General features: G+C 49.7%; 30 protein-coding genes and 1 tRNA gene. 9 read left to right on the top strand and 22 right to left on the bottom strand.

Annotation, left to right across the window (positions count from 1 at the left end; translation table 11 throughout):
• Positions 1-812: 812 nt before the first annotated feature.
• The gene (locus tag AC6I8N_RS05555; RefSeq protein ID WP_497830222.1) at positions 813-1217 is read left to right on the top strand and encodes a hypothetical protein; all 405 of its coding nucleotides are present in this window, start codon (positions 813-815) and stop codon (positions 1215-1217) included.
• Positions 1218-1713: 496 nt separating this feature from the next.
• Here the strand turns inward: AC6I8N_RS05555 and AC6I8N_RS05550 are convergent, their stop codons facing one another.
• Both AC6I8N_RS05550 and AC6I8N_RS05545 read right to left on the bottom strand, forming a co-directional pair.
• On the bottom strand, positions 1714-2187 hold the full coding sequence (locus AC6I8N_RS05550; RefSeq protein WP_497830221.1) for a hypothetical protein: 474 nt from the start codon (positions 2185-2187) through the stop codon (positions 1714-1716).
• Positions 2188-2390: 203 nt separating this feature from the next.
• Positions 2391-3506: a site-specific integrase gene (locus AC6I8N_RS05545; protein WP_497830220.1), complete on the bottom strand. Its 1116-nt coding sequence runs from the start codon at positions 3504-3506 to the stop codon at positions 2391-2393.
• 172 nt (positions 3507-3678) lie between these two features.
• On the opposite strand from AC6I8N_RS05545, the gene AC6I8N_RS05540 reads away from it, so the two are divergent.
• Positions 3679-4062: a hypothetical protein gene (locus tag AC6I8N_RS05540; RefSeq protein ID WP_497830219.1), complete on the top strand. Its 384-nt coding sequence runs from the start codon at positions 3679-3681 to the stop codon at positions 4060-4062.
• Between the two features lie 560 nt (positions 4063-4622).
• Here the strand turns inward: AC6I8N_RS05540 and AC6I8N_RS05535 are convergent.
• Positions 4623-4895: a hypothetical protein gene (locus AC6I8N_RS05535; RefSeq protein WP_497830218.1), complete on the bottom strand. Its 273-nt coding sequence runs from the start codon at positions 4893-4895 to the stop codon at positions 4623-4625.
• Between the two features lie 19 nt (positions 4896-4914).
• Positions 4915-5079, bottom strand: a complete 165-nt coding sequence (locus tag AC6I8N_RS05530; protein ID WP_497830217.1) for a hypothetical protein — start codon at positions 5077-5079, stop codon at positions 4915-4917.
• 260 nt (positions 5080-5339) lie between these two features.
• Here AC6I8N_RS05530 and AC6I8N_RS05525 point away from each other — a divergent pair, with 260 nt between their 5' ends.
• Positions 5340-5657 carry a hypothetical protein gene (locus tag AC6I8N_RS05525; protein WP_497830216.1) on the top strand — a complete coding sequence of 106 codons (318 nt, stop codon included), beginning with the start codon at positions 5340-5342 and terminating at the stop codon, positions 5655-5657.
• Positions 5658-5858: 201 nt separating this feature from the next.
• On the opposite strand, the gene AC6I8N_RS05520 is transcribed toward AC6I8N_RS05525, so the two are convergent.
• The 17 genes from AC6I8N_RS05520 to AC6I8N_RS05440 all read right to left on the bottom strand — a co-directional run bounded on the left by AC6I8N_RS05520 (position 5859) and on the right by AC6I8N_RS05440 (position 16599).
• Positions 5859-8642, bottom strand: a complete 2784-nt coding sequence (locus tag AC6I8N_RS05520) for a DUF927 domain-containing protein (protein WP_497830665.1) — start codon at positions 8640-8642, stop codon at positions 5859-5861.
• On the bottom strand, positions 8642-8992 hold the full coding sequence (locus tag AC6I8N_RS05515) for a hypothetical protein (protein ID WP_497830215.1): 351 nt from the start codon (positions 8990-8992) through the stop codon (positions 8642-8644). Before AC6I8N_RS05515 ends, AC6I8N_RS05520 begins: the two co-directional genes overlap by 1 nt.
• The gene (locus tag AC6I8N_RS05510) at positions 8989-9216 is read right to left on the bottom strand and encodes a hypothetical protein (RefSeq protein WP_497830214.1); all 228 of its coding nucleotides are present in this window, start codon (positions 9214-9216) and stop codon (positions 8989-8991) included. The genes AC6I8N_RS05515 and AC6I8N_RS05510 overlap by 4 nt, the downstream gene beginning before the upstream one ends.
• Positions 9216-9509 (bottom strand): hypothetical protein, encoded by a 294-nt coding sequence (locus AC6I8N_RS05505; protein WP_497830213.1) that lies wholly within the window; start codon positions 9507-9509, stop codon positions 9216-9218. Before AC6I8N_RS05505 ends, AC6I8N_RS05510 begins: the two co-directional genes overlap by 1 nt.
• Positions 9506-9793, bottom strand: coding sequence for a transcriptional regulator (locus AC6I8N_RS05500; protein ID WP_497830212.1), 288 nt, complete (start codon positions 9791-9793; stop codon positions 9506-9508). The genes AC6I8N_RS05505 and AC6I8N_RS05500 overlap by 4 nt, the downstream gene beginning before the upstream one ends.
• Entirely contained in the window at positions 9786-10004 is a 219-nt protein-coding gene (locus tag AC6I8N_RS05495) for a hypothetical protein (protein WP_497830211.1), read from the bottom strand. Before AC6I8N_RS05495 ends, AC6I8N_RS05500 begins: the two co-directional genes overlap by 8 nt.
• Positions 10001-10303 carry a ubiquinol-cytochrome C reductase gene (locus tag AC6I8N_RS05490; RefSeq protein WP_497830210.1) on the bottom strand — a complete coding sequence of 101 codons (303 nt, stop codon included), beginning with the start codon at positions 10301-10303 and terminating at the stop codon, positions 10001-10003. The genes AC6I8N_RS05495 and AC6I8N_RS05490 overlap by 4 nt, the downstream gene beginning before the upstream one ends.
• On the bottom strand, positions 10300-10485 hold the full coding sequence (locus AC6I8N_RS05485; RefSeq protein WP_497830209.1) for a hypothetical protein: 186 nt from the start codon (positions 10483-10485) through the stop codon (positions 10300-10302). The genes AC6I8N_RS05490 and AC6I8N_RS05485 overlap by 4 nt, the downstream gene beginning before the upstream one ends.
• Positions 10485-11543 carry a host cell division inhibitor Icd-like protein gene (locus AC6I8N_RS05480; protein ID WP_497830208.1) on the bottom strand — a complete coding sequence of 353 codons (1059 nt, stop codon included), beginning with the start codon at positions 11541-11543 and terminating at the stop codon, positions 10485-10487. Before AC6I8N_RS05480 ends, AC6I8N_RS05485 begins: the two co-directional genes overlap by 1 nt.
• Positions 11540-11719: a DUF4222 domain-containing protein gene (locus AC6I8N_RS05475; RefSeq protein WP_497830207.1), complete on the bottom strand. Its 180-nt coding sequence runs from the start codon at positions 11717-11719 to the stop codon at positions 11540-11542. Before AC6I8N_RS05475 ends, AC6I8N_RS05480 begins: the two co-directional genes overlap by 4 nt.
• Positions 11712-12554 carry an antA/AntB antirepressor family protein gene (locus AC6I8N_RS05470; RefSeq protein ID WP_497830206.1) on the bottom strand — a complete coding sequence of 281 codons (843 nt, stop codon included), beginning with the start codon at positions 12552-12554 and terminating at the stop codon, positions 11712-11714. Before AC6I8N_RS05470 ends, AC6I8N_RS05475 begins: the two co-directional genes overlap by 8 nt.
• A gap of 13 nt (positions 12555-12567) precedes the next feature.
• Entirely contained in the window at positions 12568-12987 is a 420-nt protein-coding gene (locus AC6I8N_RS05465) for a PM1773 family protein (RefSeq protein WP_497830205.1), read from the bottom strand.
• On the bottom strand, positions 12987-13193 hold the full coding sequence (locus AC6I8N_RS05460) for a helix-turn-helix transcriptional regulator (protein WP_497830204.1): 207 nt from the start codon (positions 13191-13193) through the stop codon (positions 12987-12989). Before AC6I8N_RS05460 ends, AC6I8N_RS05465 begins: the two co-directional genes overlap by 1 nt.
• 147 nt (positions 13194-13340) lie before the next feature.
• Complete coding sequence (locus AC6I8N_RS05455; RefSeq protein WP_497830203.1) at positions 13341-14402, bottom strand: DUF6387 family protein; 1062 nt, start codon at positions 14400-14402, stop codon at positions 13341-13343.
• 143 nt (positions 14403-14545) lie between these two features.
• Complete coding sequence (locus AC6I8N_RS05450) at positions 14546-15760, bottom strand: tyrosine-type recombinase/integrase (protein WP_497830202.1); 1215 nt, start codon at positions 15758-15760, stop codon at positions 14546-14548.
• Between the two features lie 166 nt (positions 15761-15926).
• Positions 15927-16003: transfer RNA gene (locus AC6I8N_RS05445), tRNA-Arg, on the bottom strand.
• A 95-nt stretch (positions 16004-16098) separates the two neighbouring features.
• The gene (locus tag AC6I8N_RS05440) at positions 16099-16599 is read right to left on the bottom strand and encodes a DUF1198 family protein (protein ID WP_497830201.1); all 501 of its coding nucleotides are present in this window, start codon (positions 16597-16599) and stop codon (positions 16099-16101) included.
• 165 nt (positions 16600-16764) lie between these two features.
• On the opposite strand from AC6I8N_RS05440, the gene folD reads away from it, so the two are divergent.
• Positions 16765-17631 carry a bifunctional methylenetetrahydrofolate dehydrogenase/methenyltetrahydrofolate cyclohydrolase FolD gene (gene folD, locus AC6I8N_RS05435; protein WP_021182321.1) on the top strand — a complete coding sequence of 289 codons (867 nt, stop codon included), beginning with the start codon at positions 16765-16767 and terminating at the stop codon, positions 17629-17631.
• Positions 17631-17843, top strand: coding sequence for a ribosome-associated protein YbcJ (gene ybcJ / locus AC6I8N_RS05430; protein WP_013508198.1), 213 nt, complete (start codon positions 17631-17633; stop codon positions 17841-17843). Before folD ends, ybcJ begins: the two co-directional genes overlap by 1 nt.
• 113 nt (positions 17844-17956) lie before the next feature.
• Here the strand turns inward: ybcJ and cysS are convergent, their stop codons facing one another.
• Positions 17957-19342 carry a cysteine--tRNA ligase gene (cysS, locus tag AC6I8N_RS05425; RefSeq protein WP_021182320.1) on the bottom strand — a complete coding sequence of 462 codons (1386 nt, stop codon included), beginning with the start codon at positions 19340-19342 and terminating at the stop codon, positions 17957-17959.
• Positions 19343-19562: 220 nt separating this feature from the next.
• On the opposite strand from cysS, the gene ppiB reads away from it, so the two are divergent.
• From ppiB to purK, 4 genes are all read left to right on the top strand, one after another.
• Positions 19563-20057, top strand: a complete 495-nt coding sequence (gene ppiB / locus AC6I8N_RS05420) for a peptidylprolyl isomerase B (RefSeq protein WP_021182319.1) — start codon at positions 19563-19565, stop codon at positions 20055-20057.
• Positions 20057-20773 carry a UDP-2,3-diacylglucosamine diphosphatase gene (gene lpxH / locus AC6I8N_RS05415; RefSeq protein WP_021182318.1) on the top strand — a complete coding sequence of 239 codons (717 nt, stop codon included), beginning with the start codon at positions 20057-20059 and terminating at the stop codon, positions 20771-20773. Before ppiB ends, lpxH begins: the two co-directional genes overlap by 1 nt.
• 131 nt (positions 20774-20904) lie before the next feature.
• Positions 20905-21414 carry a 5-(carboxyamino)imidazole ribonucleotide mutase gene (purE, locus tag AC6I8N_RS05410; protein ID WP_013508194.1) on the top strand — a complete coding sequence of 170 codons (510 nt, stop codon included), beginning with the start codon at positions 20905-20907 and terminating at the stop codon, positions 21412-21414.
• Positions 21411-22475, top strand: a complete 1065-nt coding sequence (gene purK, locus AC6I8N_RS05405; RefSeq protein ID WP_021182317.1) for a 5-(carboxyamino)imidazole ribonucleotide synthase — start codon at positions 21411-21413, stop codon at positions 22473-22475. Before purE ends, purK begins: the two co-directional genes overlap by 4 nt.
• The last annotated feature ends 20 nt before the right edge of the window (positions 22476-22495 follow it).

Raw genomic sequence — 22495 nt, 5'->3', positions numbered from 1 at the left:
AGCATATATCCGAAACGTCCCGACTTTAGCCAGAATGATGCCCCAGACAGGCAAAGTTTTAAGGAAACGAAATAGACGTCAAAAAATCAGGAATGCAGCATTGATTGGGATTTCAGTGAATTTTGCAGACCTACAGGATTGAATAATAAAAACTAACAGCATGTTATATATCAATATTTCATGTTTTAAATTTATCATATACCCCCAAAAATACCCCCAAATGTTTTTGTGACGCTTTCTTTTGGGTGTTTTTTGAGCAGGCATTGATGGGAATCTTGCTTTTGGTCCAGAGCAATTTCCCTGCTCCTTAAAACCGTGTTCCCTGCGTATCAACATACGCACTTATCGCTGCGTTCCTCATATTAACCTTTCCATGCCCTCTGCGCGAACGACTTGCCGTTTCTGGTGCTCCGCTCAATCCGCACCACGAATGTGTAAAGGAGAATAAAGGTAGATGCGAGTTCAGAACAGGGCGTCTACTTCACCTGGCAAATCTGTCGAGTGGAAACGCGCCATTCTAGTGGATACCTGGTGGATACTTCGAGATTTGATAGCGAGATGATTCACAGTGCGTCTATCTTCTCGGTGTTACCGTTCGCTCACGTTATATATGCAAAATCGTGTCGTTCAGTTAGTTCAGTTGGTTCAATTTATAAAGATGATTGTTTATATAAAAGAATATTTCTTGAAAACTGAACCAACACAATCACGATTTGAACCAACAAGCCTCAACAGGTGAACCAACAAAAGTGAGTGTCTTACATTGTCTTACGATGGTAAAATGCTCACTTCTTACCTGATGCTGGTGTGTTATGAGCAAATCCCTTTCCATAACCTTCCGTGTGCCTGCTGAGTTAAGTGAGGCTTTTACCGGCGCTGTGAGTGCTGCTGGTGGCGATAAAACCGCATGGCTGGTCGATGCTATTCGGCAGAAACTGAACCGGCCAGACAATAATCCTGACACACGCATGATAGCGTTGGTAGAAAGAATGGAGTTAGCAGCAGCTGCGCTGATTGGCGGTAAGCAGGGTATTCCTCCTTTTCCATACGATGAGGTGGCAGTAATCCGCATCGCTTCGGAAACCATCCGGCAGGGCTTTGATAATGGCCGTATCATCGCGGAACGTCTTAATGAGGCTGGCTATCAGACCAAAGCAGGCAAGGCATGGGATAAGGATATTTACAGCGCGTGGAAAAGGCAGACAAACAAACGTTGATGCCAGGCCGTCTCACTTATCAGCGCTGGTGTCGTCATCCCTTTCAGCCGAACGGCTTTTGAATTTCTCAAACGTATTAACGTTAAACAGGATAAGGATTCGATTTGGTCAAGGGTAACACATGGCGAAATTGATACACTGACTTAAGGTGGCGCTTGAGATGCCTAGAATGGCTGCGGCCACTTTCCTGCTCAAAATTAACCTTCCCATGACATATCACTCATTTGTACGGCTACAGGCCGACACATCCCGACTACTTTTTATCGTCACGAAAAGACGAATTAAACACGCGTATAATTCATGTTTGTGTGACGTAATCTCTTGGCTATTGGTTTCCAGATGCGAGCATCCTCTGTCGGAGGATCTCTTTTGCTTACAAGACTTGCGTTACGCCGGTGCGAATTGTTTAGAGGGTGTGCCGGTCTAATGGCTCGCCGTTCTGGCGAGCTATGTGTGGCAGTACCAACTCAAGCGTTTGGCTGTTACAGAAGATAGTTTATTTAACTGTTTTCTCTGAGTAATCCTTCCCTTTTTCTGTCTCTTCTTTAGAGGATAGTGGGAAAGTAATTATCATATTTTTATCTAACCCCTCGCTTTCATTCTCATCTAACAGGAGCCTACGGACATCGATTACTACATCCCGTATATCCACTCGCGGTGAGCCATGACTTAACAGAGATGAAAGTTTTAAGGCCAAATCTTTTGGTAGCCATAAAAAGGCTTTGAAAGTCAGCTCTCTTAATTTCTTTCTATCTTGGTTTGAGGTGTGCCATTCTGCTAAGAGCTCTGCGACAAGCTCAGCTTTTAACCTTATCTGATAATCCCTATCACGCTTCTCTGCTCTTAGTTTGAAATATTCGGCTATGTCTCCTTCCACCCATCCCTTTACGTAACTCTTACCAAACAGAATAATTGCGCCATTTACTAATGAAATGAGAGCGATAAAGGCCCACTGTAACAAATCTTCCATATATCCTCCTTGCTAAAAGAGAACACATTAGCGTTAGGATTAATCTTAGTGAAGTAAAATCACCCCCATTGAACTCGCTGGTAGTCTGTGCGGACTCATGACGCCGAAGGCGGCTACAGGGTTTATGTACAGGCGGCCATCTCACTCTTTTCTTAGAGTTGATTTGCATTCAGATGGACGGTTTTGTCAGATTCGAGTGGAGGTTATTCGACGTTAAAATACTGATCTAACCGTTTAGCGTATTCAGAAAGGTGGTTTGGTGATAGATGTGCATACCGGCGCACCATTTCGATACTTTCCCAGCCCCCCATTTCCTGCACAACGAATAATGGCACTCCGGCCTGAACCAGCCAGCTTGCCCAAGTATGTCTCAGATCATGAAACCGGAAATCCTCAATACCAGCCCTCTTGAGAGCGCTTCGCCAAGCAGTATTATTATCAATGCGCATTATCCGTGATGCTGGTAGAGCTTTTCCGGTTTTGTCGTAGGCCCCTTTTTGGTGGACGAATACCCAAGCTGGGTGGTTACCTTTTTGTTTCGTAAGAATATCTAAGGCTGTTTGATTAAGTGCCACGCCAATGGCGCGACCACTTTTACTTTGTTTTGCATCCACATATGCTACTCGACGTTCCAGGTCTACGTTATCCCATCTTAGATTGATGATGTTAGAGCGGCGTAAACCCGTATTAAGTGCGAAAATTACAACGGATTTTAATGGCTCAGGGCACTCATATATTAACCGTTTTGCTTCATAGGGTTTAAGCCAGCGCACTCGTTCATTTTTAGGCTTTTGGATGGCGATATGCGGGGCTTTTTGCAGACATTTCCAGTCAAACTCAGCCTTTCTAAGCAGTGCCTTAATGACCGCCAGGTGAGCCGACTTGGTGGCATTTGACGCAGGTTTGGGGTGGAATTTTAGAGGTGTCTCATCTCTGTTCTGACTTGAGGCCATCATCGAGCGCCAATTCATTTCATGCTTTCTGTTAGTCATGTCCCTGACCGCGTCATAAATCATTTTTTCATCTATATCAGAGAGGTAGATTCCTTTGAAATGAGTTAACCAGAAATCCAAACGTATTTTATCGTCGCCAATTGATCGTTTATCTTGTTTGTCTCTTAGCCATAGCGCTACTGCTTGTTCGAAAAGCATTGGCAGAGGTTCTTTCAGTCTGGATTCTCGCCATGAGGAAGCCTTGAGATGATCATAAAGCTCTTGGGCAAACGCTTTATTTGTCGTCCCAAGTGATTTCCTGACACGCTTCCCTGTAGCGTTAATGTAATCGCAATACCAGATATTGCCGCGCTTCCGGACAGGCATGCTATACCTCCCTTTAGCACCATGTTGTGCTGAAAAATCATTGCTTATTCACGGAATACACTACCAACTATAAGCATCTTCAAATTTAAAAATGCTTTGATCATCACAATGTGATGTTGGGTTGAATGAATGGTATGTTTCTAAAAATCATTCATAAAATGGATAAGCTAGTATGAAGCACTTACCACTCATTTTGATGGCTTTCACCCTCACAGGATGTTCAGTATCAACAGCTTTGGTTGTTCAAACCGAAGATCAAAAAGACCCATTGATGGGAACAGCGACAGCCTCACTCACCAGAGGTGACTTTGCTGTTGAAAATCTCTCAGGTATGTCCTGCAACGGTACTTATGACCAGTTCACGCAGTCACCTGTTTTAAAAGTTAACTTTGTTTGTAACGATGGTCGTACCGGTAGTGCCCAGGTTGTAAGAACAGGAGCCAATCTTGAAAATGGCTCGGGCAGTGGAAAACTGAGTGACGGAACGCGCTTCAAAATTCTTATGGGTGATTCCGCTACATACGCCAGCCAGCAAGGATATTGGAGTAAATTCTGATTATGAATTCCGGCAACAGTGCCAATTTTCATAAGCTGATCACCAAGAGGCCCGGATAAATTCTCACTGAGAATGTGGTTAATTAATGGAGCATAATTACCCATTATATGCGTATATAATGGGCGAAATGGTTACGATCGCCGCTTTCTGGCTGGCTTCTTCCATGTGAACTCTGGAGCCTCCAACCTTCTACGATTTCTCTCAGTGGCCTGCAAAGCCTGGGCAAGACCTGTCCTGATTGTATAAAGTGTATGCCTGTCGAGTGGTTCGCCATTTCGGCGGACCATCTGAATCAATGTCAGCTCTAACGACTTTCTATCCAGCATATTTCGTCTTACCCGTGATTATTCGAAGCAATGTCGCGTAGCAACTTCTCAGCAATTGCCTGACGCACGAATTCTGCTCGGTTCCCATAACATGGATGCTCAAAATTACCGCCTCGGCGTTTTATCAGGCTGTCCACCTCGCGCGCATGCGCGTACTGGTGCGTAAATCATCAAAGGCGATGACAAGAGTTCCTTTTATGGACTCCAGAAATCATCATTCCCGATTAGCGATTTTTACCCACCCAGCAGTGTTTTCTGCCCTGTTGAAGTCGTGCCTGGCGAACCGGAACCAGCCGTGCCACTGAGAAGGTTTGCGTTAATGCCCTGACGTGATCGCTTGCGGAGTTCTTCATCAGCCTGAGCGGTAGCAGCGTCAGGGTTAACACCAGGAACCTTTGCTTGAGCTGGAGTCTTATTCTGTGTTGCCGAATAAATTGCCGTACCAGCACCTACTGCGGCTGATGCGATTGCTGCATAGGCAGCCAGTGAACCTTCAACTACGCCCATGATTATTCTCCTGTTTACCTTAACTAATTTCTTTTAACGCCTTATCCATCAATTGTCGTGCAATCACATGGATGGTTGGCGCTACACCCAATGTTGATTTACTACGTTCCCGCTCCTGAAGCTCGCGAAGAGCTGAATACTGCTCGCGGCTTAACAGAACAGGCATCACCGTTGCTTTATTCATTTCATTTTCCTGCTTGTATTTCACACAGTTATTATAATTGCAATTAATGAAATGATTTAATTTAATATTTCATTTTTTGCATCAAAAAATCGATCGTATGGATAAGCAATCTTGGTGTAAAGAGGCCTGGCACCAGTGCCAGACATACCTGTGGCAGTTAAATAGACTAATGCGCGGAGAGAAATTCATTTGTGCTGATTGATGCCAAGAGTCAGTAATTATACCTTTAGGAATAGGTGCTCATAACCAAAGGGACGTAGATGAAATTAACACTCCAGGCTTTACCACTTTTATCTGTTTTGTTAATGCCGACAGCATGTCTTGCAACAGTTTTTGGAGGAAGTAACCTTGGTTTTGGCGGCTACCCGGAATTCAGCGAAGTCGCACCAACGCCACCATATACTAATGACCAATACGCTTGGGAGAACTACAAACAGGAAGTTGACGCATACACAGCTAAAGCAAAGCAGTATCTTGAGGATGCAAACTATGACATTCAGCGGATTCAGGAAGCGCAGCAAGACGCCATAAATAAAGCCAATGCCGCGGTGCAGGAATACAATAATCAGGTCCGATGACCGCAAGGGCCGGTCAATTTTAATGCCCAAGCCTGCCAGAACTACATATCCAAAATAACTTTTAAGTGTTGGTTCAAAACACTCTTTTGTTGGTTCAGTGTTGGTTCACTTTATGGATGAAAATCCTTAAAAAATAAGCCACTATAAAAATTGAACCAACTGAACTAACTGAACCAACACTATTTCTCTCACATGAAAGGATTACTCTCCCTCTGCTTCACCCTCTGGCCGGTATTGGATGACATAAACGTTGTACTGCCGCTTGTTAATCCTCGGTGATTTACGTTGATAACCCCTGCCGCTGGCTGGTGGCGTCAGCATCCCACTTTCCACCAGCACTCGCGCGAACTGCTTAGGGTTGAACCCACTGGCAATCTCCTGCTCAAAAGCTGCCGGAAAGGTGTAAAACAAAATGGGCGAATCATCATGGCTTCCACTGGCTCGAAATCCGGCCATATCCCGGATTGGCAGCGACTGAGGGTCATACGGGAAAGGTGCAAAGCGGCTGAAACCGTTGGCATTCAGGAACGCTTCACACTGGGCTACGATCTGCTGATGTTCCTTGTTACCTGTTCCGAATTCACGCACCCAGGCGTTATAGCTGTGCTGAATAGCATCACGACATGTCTGCGCATCCCAACCAGTAATCTCCCGGCTCATTACCAACGCAGCTTCCATCACGGCAAAACGGGCACCTACACGATGAACCTGCTCGCCATATTCAGCAGGTATGAGATTGCGCCACCGCGCCTCTGCTGCCCTGACGGCCTCAGTTGCCTGTTGTTGGTGTGATGCGAGCCATTTAATCCACTCACGTCCTGCTGCGCCATGATGGTTCTGCCAGGCATCCTTCAGCGCATCAGCATGTTGTTTGCCATTCTGGTATTGATGAAATCGTGCCGCCTTGCTTAACGGAATATTCAACAGCCGTACCAACTGCCCTGCTTTAGCCTTCCGGCCGGTCATAGCAATGAACGTTTCCAGATCCATTTCGCCGGTACTGATTGCCACACAGCGCCAGCGTTTCAGATCTCGGTTACCACCCTCTTTGGCCCCCTGTAACTTCCCGACACCGTTAAACAGGGCATATGCGGACTGTGAGACGCTTACAGGATCAGCACCCTGCCCAACCTCATCCAGTGGCATCAGCGCATCGTTATGTGCGGCAGCCTCATTCGCCAGCCCCAGCGCAGTGCCGTACCACGTCAGACGCAACTGATCAGGATTACCGTAGAGGCTGCTGGCTACATTAGCGGTCGTGGTTTTACCGGCGCTCGATTGCTCGTAAAAGTGTATGCCAAAGCCATCAGCACCAGACAGACCAATAAGCGGAGCCGCCAGCGCAGCAGCAACACCCGTCATCATTGAGTAGTTCCCATCGGCCAGTTGTGCCACAGAGTCACGCCAGCTTTCCGCACTCCCTTTGATTGTGTAACCGGCCGCAGCAGAGCTGCGCCCATTGAACAGCACCGGCTTATCAGGTGTACCGATGATTTCCCCGTCAGGCATGATATATGCGCCACACTGCCACCCTGTAGCATGCGCAACGCGCCAGATATCCTTTGAGCCGCTACGTTGTAACCAGTCTGCCAGAATGGCTCTTAGGCCGCTTTTGGTGGTCACGTTAACGCCACCAGCTTTTAGCATTCTCCATCCCTCGCGCTCCCCAATGTCCGCCAGCGGTACTGCCTGAGTGGTTTCAGCATCAGAGCCTGGTGCTTGCCAGCGCAGTATCAGAAACTGATCTTTATCGTCACGACCGATTCCGGCAACCTTCAGGGGTGAACAAAGCCAGCTTTCCCGGTTGATGATTTCACCGCTCTGTTTGTCTGTATTGGGTTCCACCCAATACACGCCATCCTGACGGCTTTCAATTCGGGGTTTGAGTGCTTCGCGCTCCGGTTCTACTGCTTTACCGCCCTCAATCACTTCCAATCGAGCGCCCATGTTTTCCCCCTGAGGTTGATACAGTGAATCGTTAAACGCTGCTGTAGCAGCTTTAAGCCCGTTCTGCTGGCGGTAATCGTCCCAGTCGGCCTTGCAGCTGGTGGGAGGCAATGAAACGCTCCCATTGACGGCTTCAGCAGCTTTATCTGCGAAAATCCTGCCTCTATTTACTTTCGGCTTTCCGTGGTCGTCGAGTTCATTAGGTTCATACCAGTCGTTATCACCGGCAATAATGATTGCGGCATCCGGATATTGACGGCGCATTGACCTGGCTACGGCCGTAAGATTACCGGCATCGAGCGCCACAACGGCCAGCGCATCTGGGCGTATCAGGTGGGCGGTAATCGTTGTTGCCAGCCCCTCACCAATTATGATTGAGGCCACTTCCTGCGGCTGGTTGAGAAGGTGCCAGGCTCCGCGCTTCGCTGAGCCATAGAGCACTTTCTTTTCACCCTGTGGTGTGATGGTCTGCGCTGCGGCGACATTACCGGTTTCATCCACCAGCGACAGAAGAATTGATCCATCAAACAGGCACGGCATAGTGAAACCGCTCAGGCCTTTGGCAATCAGGTATTCGCTTTCCCTATGCGTTACACGGCCTGCGAGCAACTGATAGTGGCTAACAAAACTTTCACGGCGCTGCTCAGCTTCTGCTGCCGCTTTCTGCTGGCGCTCCTGCTCAAGCTGGTGGCGCTGTTCCACCAGGTACTGCCTTCTCTGACTGGCTGATTGCTGGTCAACTTCTGTTTCCCGGTAATCAATACCCAGCACATCAGCCGCCATGCGGGCGGCCTCAGTGGTGTCACAATGGATTACTCTCTTGATAAGATCTAAGCCGTCACCAGCACCGCACTGGTTACAGATAAAGCTCCCGCGCCCTTTGTCATCGAAGCGAAAGCGATCTTTACCACCACAAGCAGGGCATGATGAGTGCTGGCGTGGCGATTGCGGCACGTTAATACCTAACTGGCTGAGAACTTGCGGCCAGCGATTTGCCGCCGCATTGGTGGTTTCACGTATGAGGTCGATGCTTCGCATTAATTTGGCTCTCCTTGCTGTTGGAGAGTCACCGCAATGTCCGAGAGCATGCAATCCAATATTTCATGCCCTCTGCTCGTGAGATTGCCACCTTCCAGGCATTCATCCAGCAATGACAAAGCCTGGTGCTCCCAATCCTTGTGGTGGAGTTTTAATACGAGCAATACGTAGCTGTTAACCAGATCGCGAATGCCTGAGAAACCACCGGTAATATCAATCCTGATATCACCATTTGTTGTTGATACCACGAACCAGTCGCCATTGTTTTGCTGAACCAAGACGTGATAAATAGCTGTCGCGTACTGGTCAGCCAGCGCGTCAAGTTGGATGTTTTTGGTGATTAGCGTCATTGTTTGGCCTGCGCTCCGTTGTCGCGAGATTTCAGGTCGGCATCTACGACTGACTCCAGCACCTCAATGGTGTCGTGAATGGTGCTGTGTGCGAGGCTTATAAGCCAGGCGAGATCCTCATTTGTGCCGGTACCAGGCATCGTATCGAGCAGCACGGAAAGAACCGCGCGCGCCTTCTTCAGATTGGCTGCCTGCTGGTCAATATCAGCAAATAAGATAGCCATCAGATACCCTCTCCCTGAGTCAGTTGATTTGAAAGGCTGGCAATGCGTATATCCGCTCGTCCAGTGGACGAACACAGCTCAGCGAACAGTGTGGCAATCCGCACTGCGACTTTGGGATCGTGTTTCATAAGGGCGGTGTGTACGCTGCCGTTGTAAATTTCGGCCAACTGATTCGCGTATTTATCAGCGTTGTGGATGTCGATAGACACAGACCTTAGCGGCGACTGCCGTTGAGATAAGGCGGCAACCTGCAGGGCATTTTCGATAAATACAGGGGGGTTGAATTGTTTCATGCATTTTCCCCCAAGGCCTTGCATTCGCTATCAGCATCACATTGCTCGAAGCGTGTTAAATCATGGATGCCGTCCACCAACAAAAAAACCTCGTAGCGCTGCTTTTCATCAGTGATTTTTGGGATCACTTCGAGCAGGAGGTGGTGCAGGCCAGCTTGCACTCGTAACAGACGGCCACGTGAGATATTTTCAGGTGTATCAAGATCAGGTGAGTTATCGTTGCCAATAATGGCCTGAACGCGGTGGCAATCTTTTTCGTAGCTTTCCAAGTTGAAGTTATGCATGGCGAATTTCCTTATCCATTAGCTTTAATCCCATGTAGCCCAATTGATAATCGGCTTCTCCCATCGCATCAGGAACTCCTCTCAGCAAAGTCATCAAGGCGCCCATCATCTCGATAGTCTTATCATCTGAGATGTCAGCTTCCATCCAGACAGAAAGTACTGCCTGAGCCTGTTCCACCTGACACTTTGCATCCAAAAGACAGATAGTCATGCTTTACTCCCTTTCCCGCTTTTGCTAGAGCGATACTTGGCCTCGTCTGCATGGTCACTTAGTGCACGTACTGTTTCAGTGAGTGGCTGAAGCATTGCGCCGATTTTGTACATGTCACTTTTGGCATCTTCGGGGTCATAGTCCTCGTTAGCTGCTGCCCAAAACATGATTGACCCAATGTCGGTTATACCTAGCAACAAATCGTTCACCGCTTGTTCAGCTCGACTTTGGATGCCGCTCAGTTCTTCACCGTTAACATTGGTGAAGGTCATACTGGTAAGATCGTTGTATAGGCTCATTTACCAGACTCCATGCTGATTGCTATAGCGTCGGCCAGGCCGTCCAGAAGTGTGGTTACTGCGTCTATCATGTCCGGCACATTGCCATCGTCCGTAGTCAGGGTTTGTAGCCAAACTGACAGAACAGCCTGCGCCTGCGTGATCCGCATCATCACAATTTCGAGGGGAATTGAATGGTTCATTAATAACCTCCGTGTTTCACTTTGAGATATGAGTTTCCTGCCATCCGAGGCGCTGCCTTGGTATTGGCAGGATGCGCAAAGTGAAGAAGATGAATCCATTTGGGGCAAGCTAACGCGGATTTTATTGTTGAAATTGTGACCGAATCTGACAAAGAAACATGATGGTTATCTGAAGTAATTACAGGCAAGCGTGCTGCTAAAGACAGAATGAAATTAGGTGCCAGAATTCGGCGCGCTTCTTTTTCGCTAGAAGCCTGAACAGATATGCGGCAGGGCTTGGCCTGCATGTCAGCGCGTGGCAGAGCCAGAAAACGAAACTCAAATTTGGGCGTGGTTTGGGTGAGGGTAGTAGCCATTATGGCAGCCTCCTTGTACTGGGATTTGATCCCACCACCGGAAACGCCAATTTCGCTGGTGGTGAGCTGAACAGGGTTGGCGTAACCGGCGTACAAGGTAACCGGCGCGGATTTCTCCGCCCCCATCCAGCCCACCATAACTTTGCGAGCGGCACGGATTATAACCGTAGCGCTGAAAAAAGGGTGAACGAATGCGAGGACACAAAAAAAGACGCTAGGCGCGTCATGTGTCGCCTTGTACTTTACCAGGACGCCAATCCTGGCACTGGATTTTGCCAGTGCAGGTTGAGAATAGTATGGATAACAGGACCGGAGCAAGCCCTTTTTTATGGACTCTAAAAACTCAATCCAGACTTCTTTTTGGAACTCCGAGAACTCAATTTTCTCTCGCGTTATGACCCCTAATAAATCTTCACATCCTCGCGATGTGAGGCCAGATAATCCATTTTTTGAACTTCTATTAAGGATGTCGGAAAAACATCTAAGGCCTCCCCCCGCTATATCAGAAATACATTTTCGTGACCGACTATCTTTTTCGACCGAATCACTCATAAACCCATACTGGCCTTGACTCAAAATCGAATTGGGAGTGTTTTGAATGTTAGGTTTTGTCAGGTTCTTGCCAAGTTTGGCTAAGTCCAAAACCATAGAATCCGATAACAACCCAGCTTGTGGTAAGCCCTTACTGTGGACAGCAATCATGGCGTTACCTCCGTAAACTCACGCACAAACCGCTCCACCGGCTGCGTGCAGGACGACCCATAGCCTTCGCGGTAGAATGTCACGCGATTGAATTGCACGCTTACCACTGTAACCAGTGAGCCGTGGGAATCCCGGTAGCAGTGATTGGGTAACGGGGTACTGATGGATTTATGCATGGTCAGCCCCCAAATGTTTGGCTAACCAGCGCTGTGACAGGCGCGTTAACTCTGCTTTGCGCTGGTCGTACTCCATACCCATATCAATCAGCGTTATGTTGGTGCTTTCCAGATAGGTAAAGTGTTCCAGTTGCCTAGTGTTCATGCTGTCGCGCGGCTCGCCAGTAATACCACTTACCTGCGCCCACTGTTTCGCCGTCATGCCACCCAGCACAATACGGGCGATCATGTTGCTTTCGTTGCTGTAGTGGCGGGATTGAGTCTGTTTACCCTGTTCGGCGCGGGCAGATTCCAAAGCGGCGCACATCGGTTTAAAGAGGTTCGCAGCACCAATGCGGGCTTTAAGCTGGCAGCGATACTGTGCGGCAATCTCTGGCACGCTGCGCTGTAGTGCCTCTTCGCACTGGATGAAGTACCGGCGCACGGCACGGCCCTGCTCGTTGCGCTCCACCATAGCCAGCTCTTTTGCCATGCTAAGAGAAAGGCCGGTATCTTTGCTGCGACGATCTCCTCCCCGCTTAGTTATCCAACCTCCATCGGAATGGTTAATTTCTGCACTTTGATTCCCCAAAACGGGGGAATCAAAAAACACATAATCCCCCCCTTGCTCAAATCCGTAGTCTTTGATGCGATCGGAAAGCCACGTCGAATAATCACGCCCAACCCCCAATGCTTTATGCAATGCTTTCGCGCTCACAATGTTGGTTTCCCGGCCACCAATCTGACCTGAAATAACCGGAACAATAGCGGCAAAGTCATTACCAGAAATATCGCTGATGCTGGTGGTAGGTTGAGGGGCGGCCTCAGAAATTAATCTGCTTTTTCCGATTTTCATTTATCTGTCTCCGTTAAGCTGCGTCGAAAGCGTCCGGGTAGAGTGAAAGGATGGCGTTTACGTCATTCTCAGCCAGCTCGTAATAACCACCAGCACGGGCGTTGTATTTCATCAGTTGGATCACACGCATCACATCCCCCCGACATGTGAAGCGATAGCGAAAGTGACTGCCTATCCCGTCAGGGTTCTTCTCATCAATACGTTCAAGGCGAATATCAAGCTGGCGTTCTAGCTCACTCGCGTAATTTCGACCGGATGACAGGCGGCAGTAGCGCAGCAGCTCGTTTTCAGTAAAACCATTAATGCCGCTGTGAAGCATGTACAGGCGTGCACGGTGCTTTTTAGGTGCTGGCTTAATGGCCGTAGCAGGCGTAATATCAGGGTTGTCAGCTTCCTGATTAGCCGCCTGTAATGGGCGGTTTTTCATTTCCATTAGGCCACCTCGCCACGCGATTCAGCGATGCGTTGATCGATCCAATCATCAATTTCACTTTCAAGAAAAGCAATTGAACGAGAACCGATTTTGATAGGTTGTGGAAATTTTCTTTGCGCGATTAGCTTGTAAACCCATGCTTTACCCAAACCAATTCGTTCAAGAACCTGATGCATGCGTATAAGCCTTTGACTTTTTGAAGACATTTTATCTCCTAACAGTTTATGGAGACGCCGACAGACGCCTCTAGATGGCAGGAGAATTTTTGCTCTAAGTCGTGCAATTATGAAGGGTTAAAACGAATGAAATTTTCTTCCGGAAAGGAATTAGCAACAAAAAATTCCGGAAGGCTATCAAAATATTCTATTTTCTGCATGGATCTGCCGCACCAGATCTTCTAAACAATCTCCCACATAGATATCTTTTACTGCTGGAATTAATGTCTTCCTAACTTTCTCTGTTGTATCAATATCGAAATCATCAAAATACAAATAATTTGCATATTGTGTATATGTTGGTGATTGATGGAAGTAATCAGCTAGGATTTTCATATCCAGATATGCTAACACCCTCAAGTCTTTCCATTTCTTCAAAAGTGATTTTTTAAAATTACTTTTCACATTGCTAGGTTCAGTATCAAAAAACTCCCTATGCATTTCCCTCGCTTGAGGCAACCAATTTTTAAATGCTTCAACAAGGATGTCATCAGAAGCATTCAAATCGACTTCACACCAAACTGTTTTCTTAAATAAACCATCAGATTCCCATCCGTAACCTTTTGGTATCTCCCTCCCTTTTTTAAGGACTTCAATACTTGCAGACTCAAGTAATGTATCACCAATAATCTTATTGTAATTGTTGTTTTTCATCCCTCCCATAAACCCTGCATATCTATTTAAAAAGGCTATATGTGGCATATCTATAGCTTTGATTGGGGCCATTAGATCAGCTCTCCCAAGAAATTTTATATCTACTTTTTTTAATTTAAGGGCGTCACCATAGAAAATCTCGACCAAGTGATCAACAGTATCTTTCAACTCAGAATAAATCCTACTATTTTTATATTCATTGAAGTCTTCTTCGGACATAGGTTCTGATTCTTCATCTCTTTCCAAGATAAATCCAGTACTCTCATCACTAAATTCATCATCATACATCTCTTTTTCTATATGTTTTGCATATTCAATACTATCTAGAATTTCAATTCTCTTTCTTAACGAAATGTAAAAGTCAACACTATTATAGTCTTTGGATAGCTCATCATATTTTTTTACATCAATTGTTCTGAGAATATCTTTGACACCAAAATTAAACTGTCTGATATGTTCGAAAAAATCATGAGATTCTTCTACTTCTTCGGCTATTTTCTTAATGGTTTTATCGAGTTCTTCGGGATCTTTCAATTTTTTATTCACACGCCACCTCACGCCCTCTGATCTTGACGGCCATGCCAGCCCGTAGAGGTGTACGGGTTTTCGGGGATCAACCTAGACATAGCCTAATCTTTGTTCGTCTACCGAAGTCTACTACCATCACTTATCACTGTCTATCCATCCAGTTATGCGCGTCTTCCAAACGTACCGTGCACAACGTTCTCCCCTTTCTCCAGCGCCTCCATATAATCTGCATACCACTGAAGCATCTCACGGCGGCCATCCAGATACTGAGCATGGTTATAAGTACCTCGAATACTGTTCTTATCAACGTGGGCAAGCTGCGTTTCAATCCAGGCGGTGTTATATCCCTGTTCATGAAGAATGGTGCTCATTGTGTGGCGGAAACCGTGACCTGTAGCTTTGCCATCGTAGCCAATACGCTTGATCACCTGATTAATGCTGGCCTCACTCATTGTCTTTCCAGCATCGTTCCGCCCCGGAAACACAAAGCGGCCACGCCCGGAAAGCAGGTGGACTTCCTCCAGTAATGCTTTAGCCTGGCGGGAAAGTGGTACAACATGAGGGCGGCGCATCTTCATCCGTTCTGCTGGAATCTGCCAGATGCCCTTTTCTATGTCGATTTCAGACCATTCAGCCGCTCGTAATTCAATCGTGCGCGTGCCAGTGAGCATCAGTAGACGAGTAGCATTCTGTGTCATTCTGCTACCTGTATATTCACTTAGGGCGCGAAGGAAGCCACCAATCTGCTCAGTAAGAAGATGAGGGAAGTGCTTTTGCTTTGGTGCTTTGAGTGCGCCAGCTAAATCAACAACAGGATTGTGCTCAGCCCTGCCCGTGATAACGGCATAGGTAAATATCTGCCTGCAAGCCTGGCGGGTTTTCTTCAGCTTATCCAGAACGCCTCGTTGCTCCATCTTTCTGAGCACCATAAGCATTTCTGCGGCTTTGATTTCTGCGATGGCTCGCTTACCAATAAAGGGGAATACATCTTTCTGCAGGTATTCGAGAATGTCATTTGCATACCCCTGTGACCAATTAGGGCGTTTATGCTCATGCCATTCAACCGCCAGAGCTTCGAAACTGTTACTGACAGCCAGAATCTTTGCCTGCTTCTCTGACTGTTTAACCTCGCTCGGATCACCACCAGCAGCTAAAGTGCGCTTGGCCTCATCACGCTTTGCTCTGGCATCAGCCAGAGATACGTCAGGATATACCCCCAGCGCCAGCAGCTTTTCTTTTCCAGCGTAACGGTACTTTAAACGCCAATAACGTGAACCATTGGTATTCACCAAAAGGTACAAACCACCGCCATCAGAGAGCTTGTAGGCTTTGTCCTTTGGCTTTGAAGCGTCCACTGTGCGGGCATTTAGTTTCAATTTGGGGGTATCTCATTTCATTGAACGGGAATCTACCCCCAAATGTACCCCCACAGCGTTGTTGATTTCAATAGATGTTAGTAGACGTTGAGATAACGACATTCGCGGGAAGGCGCTTCATGACTGGGGTTTTGTGGACTTTGGTAGACGATGAGAGAAGAAAAAATGGCACGCCCTACAGGATTCGAACCTGTGACCTACGGCTTAGAAGGCCGGTGCTCTATCCAGCTGAGCTAAGGGCGCATATGCGGTTGCGTCGAATTATACGTTGGCACGCAGTCGCGTCAACGTTTTTGCACCTGCCAAGTGCAGAGTGCTGATGTTCTAACCAATCCCTGTCAATGACGCTTACGATAATCGCTCAGCGACACCAGATTACTCTCCTCATCCGCCTTGCCTTCCAGCTCCACGCCCGGTAAAAACGCCCCATTAAACCGCTCACGCATCAGGTTCATCTCTTCACGGTCCGGCTCCAGTTCGCGCAGAAAGCCCATCGCCAGCAACAGCTGTTGTTGGGTGATCACCGGTGAAAAATGCGCCCGACTGAGAATCTGATGCCAGCGCCGCATGTTCTCTTCCCCGCCATCAACAATGCACACCTGCCAAATCAGCAGCACTGCCGCCGCGTTCTGCAAATGGCTTTCATTGTCGCCGGTGATGTAGTCAGTGAACTCCTTTGCCGCCTCTTTCCCCATCAACGATAGCATCGATTCCACATGGACCGGTGGCAGTTGCAGTCGTTTGCTCAGGGACTGAGCCGCATGGCGTGAACCGGCCGTCAGCAGGCGGAAGCCCACCACAAAAACCACCACTAAAGTCGCAAGGATTAGCCAGATCATAAACATTCCACTAAATTCATTGCCGGGCATCATACGGGTTAACGCGGGCAATCTGAAGTGACAAAAGCGCGCCTCAGGATCAATCTGTGCCTGACAGCGCGACGCGCTTCTGACAGAATAGGCGCCTTTCCCCGATTCAACATTACACAGTGGATTTCCTCTCTGATGGCAGCAAAAATTATTGACGGTAAAACGATTGCGCAGCAGGTGCGCCTTGAGGTTGCGGAAAAAGTACAGCAGCGTCTGGCGGCTGGAAAACGTGCGCCTGGCCTGGCAGTCGTTCTGGTGGGGGAAAACCCCGCTTCGCAGATCTATGTCGCCAGCAAACGCCGCGCCTGTGAAGAAGTGGGATTCGTTTCCCGCTCTTACGATCTGCCAGCAACCACCAGCGAAGCCGAGCTGCTGGATTTGATTGATGCGCTGAACAACGATCACGAAATCGATGGCATTCTGGTGCAGCTACCGCTTCCGGCAGGCATCGATAACGTCAAGGTACTGGAACGCATCGTGCCGGATAAAGACGTCGACGGTTTCCATCCTTACAACGTGGGCCGTCTGTGCCAACGCGCGCCGAAGCTGCGTCCCTGCACCCCGCGCGGTATTGTCACGCTGCTGGAGCGCTACAACATCGATACCTATGGCCTGAATGCTGTGGTGGTTGGCGCATCCAACATCGTTGGCCGTCCGATGAGCATGGAGCTGCTGCTGGCCGGTTGCACCACCACCGTGACCCACCGTTTCACCAAAGATCTGCGTCACCATATCGAACATGCCGATCTGTTGATCGTAGCAGTAGGTAAACCGAACTTTATTCCGGGCGACTGGATCAAGCCGGGCGCGATTGTGATTGATGTCGGTATCAACCGTCTGGAAAGCGGCAAAGTGGTTGGCGATGTGGATTTCGAAGCGGCCTCAGAACGCGCTTCCTACATCACCCCTGTGCCGGGCGGCGTTGGCCCGATGACGGTCGCCACCCTGATTCAGAACACCCTGCAAGCGTGTGAAGAGTATCACGATGAGGAGAACGCATAATGGCGACGTTTTCTTTGGGTAAACACCCACATGTTGATCTTTGCGATTTGCTGAAACTCGAAGGCTGGGTGGAGAGCGGCGCGCAGGCCAAAGCGGTGATCGACGAAGGCGAAGTGCGCGTTGATGGCGCGATCGAGACCCGTAAGCGCTGCAAAATCCTTGCCGGTCAGACGGTAGAATTTGCCGGCCAACGCATTACCGTGGTGGCTTAAAAAACCGTAGCAGCGCGATTTATCGCGCTTGTTGCTGCTAAAGAGTGCGATAAATCGCGCCGCTACCAGGCTGAAATAAAAAGGGCGAACATCAAAGTTCGCCCTTTTTTTCGTTACTTACGACGCCAGGTGGTGCCCTGCGGGCCATCTTCCAACACGATGCCCAGCGCATTCAATTTATCGCGCGCCACATCAGCTTGCGCCCAGTCTTTCGCTTTACGCGCATCGTTACGCATCTTAATCAACGCTTCGATTTCAGCCACTTCATCGTCGTTGGCTTGCGCACCGCTTTGCAGGAACTGCTCCGGGTCCTGTTGCAGAATACCCAGCACATCCGCCAGCTGACGCAGTTTTGCCGCCAGCGCATCCGCCGCGGTTTTGTCTTCCGCTTTCAGGCGGTTCACTTCGCGCGCCATATCGAACAGCACCGAATAGGCTTCCGGCGTGTTGAAGTCATCTTCCATCGCGCTACGAAAACGCGCTTCGAACTCTTCGCCACCGGCAGCCACTGCGCTGACATCGGTATGACGCAATGCGGTGTAGAGACGCTCCAGCGCCGCGCGAGCCTGGTTAAGGTTATCTTCGCCATAGTTGAGCTGGCTGCGATAGTGACCGGACATCAGGAAGTAACGCACGGTTTCGGCGTCGTAATGTTGCAGCACATCGCGCACGGTAAAGAAGTTGCCGAGGGATTTTGACATCTTCTCGCGATCAACCATCACCATGCCGGAGTGCATCCAGTAGTTAACATACGGGCCATCGTGCGCACAGGTGGATTGCGCCACCTCGTTTTCATGATGCGGGAACATCAGGTCCGAACCGCCACCGTGGATATCAAAATGGGTGCCGAGTTGTTTGCAGTTCATCGCCGAACATTCGATATGCCAACCCGGACGCCCGTTGCCCCACGGTGAGTTCCACGCGGGTTCGTCGGCTTTGGACATCTTCCACAGCACGAAATCCATCGGGTTGCGCTTCACTTCGGCTACTTCAACACGCGCACCGGCCTGGAGTTGTTCCAGATCCTGACGCGACAGCACGCCGTAATCTTTATCGCTCAGTACATCAAACATCACATCGCCGTTGTCGGCTACGTAGGCATGCCCACGTTCGATCAGGCGGCCAACCAGCTCGATGATCTCGTCGATATGACGCGTCGCACGCGGCTCCAGATCGGGCGGCAGAATGCCCAGCGCAGCGAAATCTTTATGCATCTCACCGATCATACGATTGGTCAGGGTTTCGATGCTTTCGCCATTCTCGTTGGCACGTTTGATGATTTTGTCGTCGATATCGGTGATGTTACGCACATACTTCAGCTTATAACCGACATAGCGCAGGTAACGCGCTACCACGTCAAACGCCACAAAAGTACGTCCGTGGCCAATATGACAGAGGTCGTACACCGTGATGCCGCACACGTACATGCCGATTTCGCCAGCATGAATGGGTTTGAATTCCTCTTTCTGTCGCGTCAGGGTGTTATAAATCTTTAGCATTGAACGGTTCCGTATTTAACGTGTGCGGGAAAGGCCTTTCCAGGCTAGCTGCGTATTGTGCCGTATTTTTTACTTCAGCGCGACGCCAGCATAGCAACTGTCGCTGCCTTGCTGACGCGTCATCACAATTTGTGATATAAGATGCGTCTACAAAAATGCCCGCTGCTTTGAGGCAGGCGCGGCAATCGACACCGACGACAACCTTTACAGGACGAGAATGATGGTCACCTTCCAGACGAACCACGGCGATATCGTGATTAAAACCTTCGATGACAAAGCGCCGGCAACCGTAAAGAACTTCCTGGATTACTGTCGTGAAGGTTTCTACGACAACACCATTTTCCACCGTGTGATCAACGGCTTTATGATTCAGGGCGGCGGCTTTGAGCCGGGCATGAAGCAGAAAGCAACTAAAGAAGATATCCGCAACGAAGCCAACAACGGCCTGAAAAACACCCGTGGCACCCTGGCGATGGCGCGTACTCAGGCTCCGCACTCGGCGACGGCTCAGTTCTTCATTAACGTGGCAGACAACGACTTCCTGAACTTCCGCGACGAAAGCCTGCAAGGCTGGGGTTACTGCGTGTTCGCAGAAGTGGTTGAAGGCATGGACGTGGTCGACAAAATCAAAGCGGTAGCCACCGGCCGCAGCGGCATGCATCAGGACGTGCCGAAAGATGACGTAGTCATCCAGAAAGTGACCGTTAGCGAGTAATGTCGCGCACGCTGTTTATCGCAGATCTTCATCTGTGTGAAGAAGAACCGGCAATCACTGCCGGTTTTCTGCATTTTTTGCAGCGGGAAGCGCATCAATGCGATGCGCTTTATATCCTTGGCGATCTGTTCGAAGCCTGGATTGGCGATGACGATCCCAACCCTTTGCATCAGCAAATCGCCGATGCGCTCAAGGCCCTGCCGGTGCCGACATTCTTTATCCACGGTAATCGCGATTTTCTGCTCGGTCAGCGTTTTGCGCGTGCCAGCGGCATGACATTGTTGCCAGAGGAACAGGTGTTAACCCTGTACGGTAAACGTCTGCTGATTATGCATGGCGACACCCTGTGCACCGACGATGAAGGCTATCAACGCTTTCGCGCTAAAGTGCACCAGCGCTGGCTGCAAAAGCTGTTTCTGGCCTTACCGCTCAGCTTGCGGATGCGTATCGCTGCCAAAATGCGCGCCAACAGCAAACAAGCCAATCAACACAAATCCCTGAGCATCATGGATGTGAACCAGCAGGCGGTGATGGATGCCATGACCCGCCAACAGGTGCGGCTATTGATCCACGGCCACACCCATCGCCCGGCGATCCATGATTTTGTTTTACAGGGTGAAAATGCCCAGCGCGTAGTGTTGGGTGCCTGGCATCAGCAGGGATCGATGATTCAGGTCGACGCCGATGGCGTCAGGCTTAGCGAATTTCCGTTCTGATTAACGGGCAATCTTGCCCGTTTTCCGGCCACGCAACCGTTTTCCTTGCTGCCATCTCATGCTATTCTCTGTGCCCTTCTTCACCTGCCCGCCCGGCCAGGTTCGTTTGTATATTCACAGGAGTTGACCGCATGTCATCCAACGCCGCCCCGGCTCGTATCGCCATCGTCATGGGTTCCAAAAGTGACTGGGCTACCATGCAGTTCGCCGAGGAAATTCTTAACAGCCTGGATGTCCCCTTCCATGTGGAAGTGGTTTCTGCTCACCGTACGCCGGACAAACTGTTCAGCTTCGCCGAAAACGCCGCGCAAAATGGTTTCCAGGTGATTATCGCCGGAGCTGGCGGTGCAGCCCATCTGCCGGGCATGCTGGCCGCCAAAACCCTGGTGCCGGTGCTGGGTGTCCCGGTACAAAGCGCCGCCTTAAGCGGTGTCGACAGCCTCTACTCGATTGTGCAGATGCCGCGTGGTATTCCGGTAGGTACACTGGCAATCGGTAAAGCCGGTGCCGCCAATGCTGCCCTGCTGGCCGCGCAGATTCTGGCAATTCACGACAGCGCGCTGGCAACTCGCCTCGCCAACTGGCGTCAGACCCAGACCGACGAAGTGCTGAACAACCCGGATCCGCGGGGGGATGCATGAAGCCGGTTTGCGTACTGGGAAATGGTCAGTTAGGCCGTATGCTGCGCCAGGCGGGTGAACCGCTGGGCATTGCCGTTTATCCGGTCGGGCTGGATGCAGAACCTTCTGCGCTGCCGATCGCACAAAGCGTGATCACGGCGGAAATTGAACGCTGGCCTGAAACCGCGCTGACGCGTGAGCTGGCAAGCCATCCGGCCTTTGTGAACCGCGATATTTTCCCGCGTCTGGCCGATCGCCTGACGCAAAAACAGTTGCTCGATCAACTGAACCTCGCCACCGCACCGTGGCAACTGCTGGCGGATAAAAGCGAATGGCCGCAGGTGTTCAGCTCGCTTGGCGAACTGGCTATCGTCAAACGCCGCACCGGCGGCTACGACGGACGCGGTCAGTGGCGTCTGCGCGCCAATGAAACCGACACCCTGCCGGATGAATGCTACGGTGAATGCATCGTTGAACAGGGCATCAACTTCAGCGGTGAAGTGTCGCTGGTTGGCGCGCGTGGTCAGGATGGCAGCACCGTTTTCTATCCGCTGACCCATAACCTGCATCAGGAAGGGATCCTGCGCACCAGCGTCGCGTTCCCACAAGCCGATGCGGCGCAGCAGCAACAGGCCGAAGCGATGCTCAGCGCGATCATGCATGAGCTGAATTACGTCGGTGTGATGGCGATGGAGTGCTTTGTTACGCCGCAGGGCTTGCTGATCAACGAACTGGCACCGCGTGTCCACAACAGCGGACACTGGACGCAGAATGGTGCTTCCATCAGCCAGTTCGAGCTGCATCTGCGCGCAGTGCTGGGTTTACCGCTGCCGCAGCCGGTGGTGTATGCACCTTCGGTAATGGTCAACCTGATTGGTACGGATGTGAATCTGGCGTGGCTGCATCAGCCGTTGGTACATCTGCATTGGTACGAGAAAGAAGTGCGTCCGGGACGTAAAGTCGGCCACCTCAATCTGACCGACAGCGACCAGGGTCGTCTGGCCGCGGCATTAAATGCGCTGGTGCCGTTGCTGCCGGCGGAGTATGCCAGCGGTATCGCCTGGGCCGTAGAGAAGCTGTAATTAAAAGGTCGCCAGCAATG

This window comes from Pantoea sp. X-Soil-TKNS-1279 (assembly GCF_059730565.1).
Note: the sequence above shows the minus strand (reverse complement) of the source record. Positions and strands in the feature narration are given on the sequence as shown.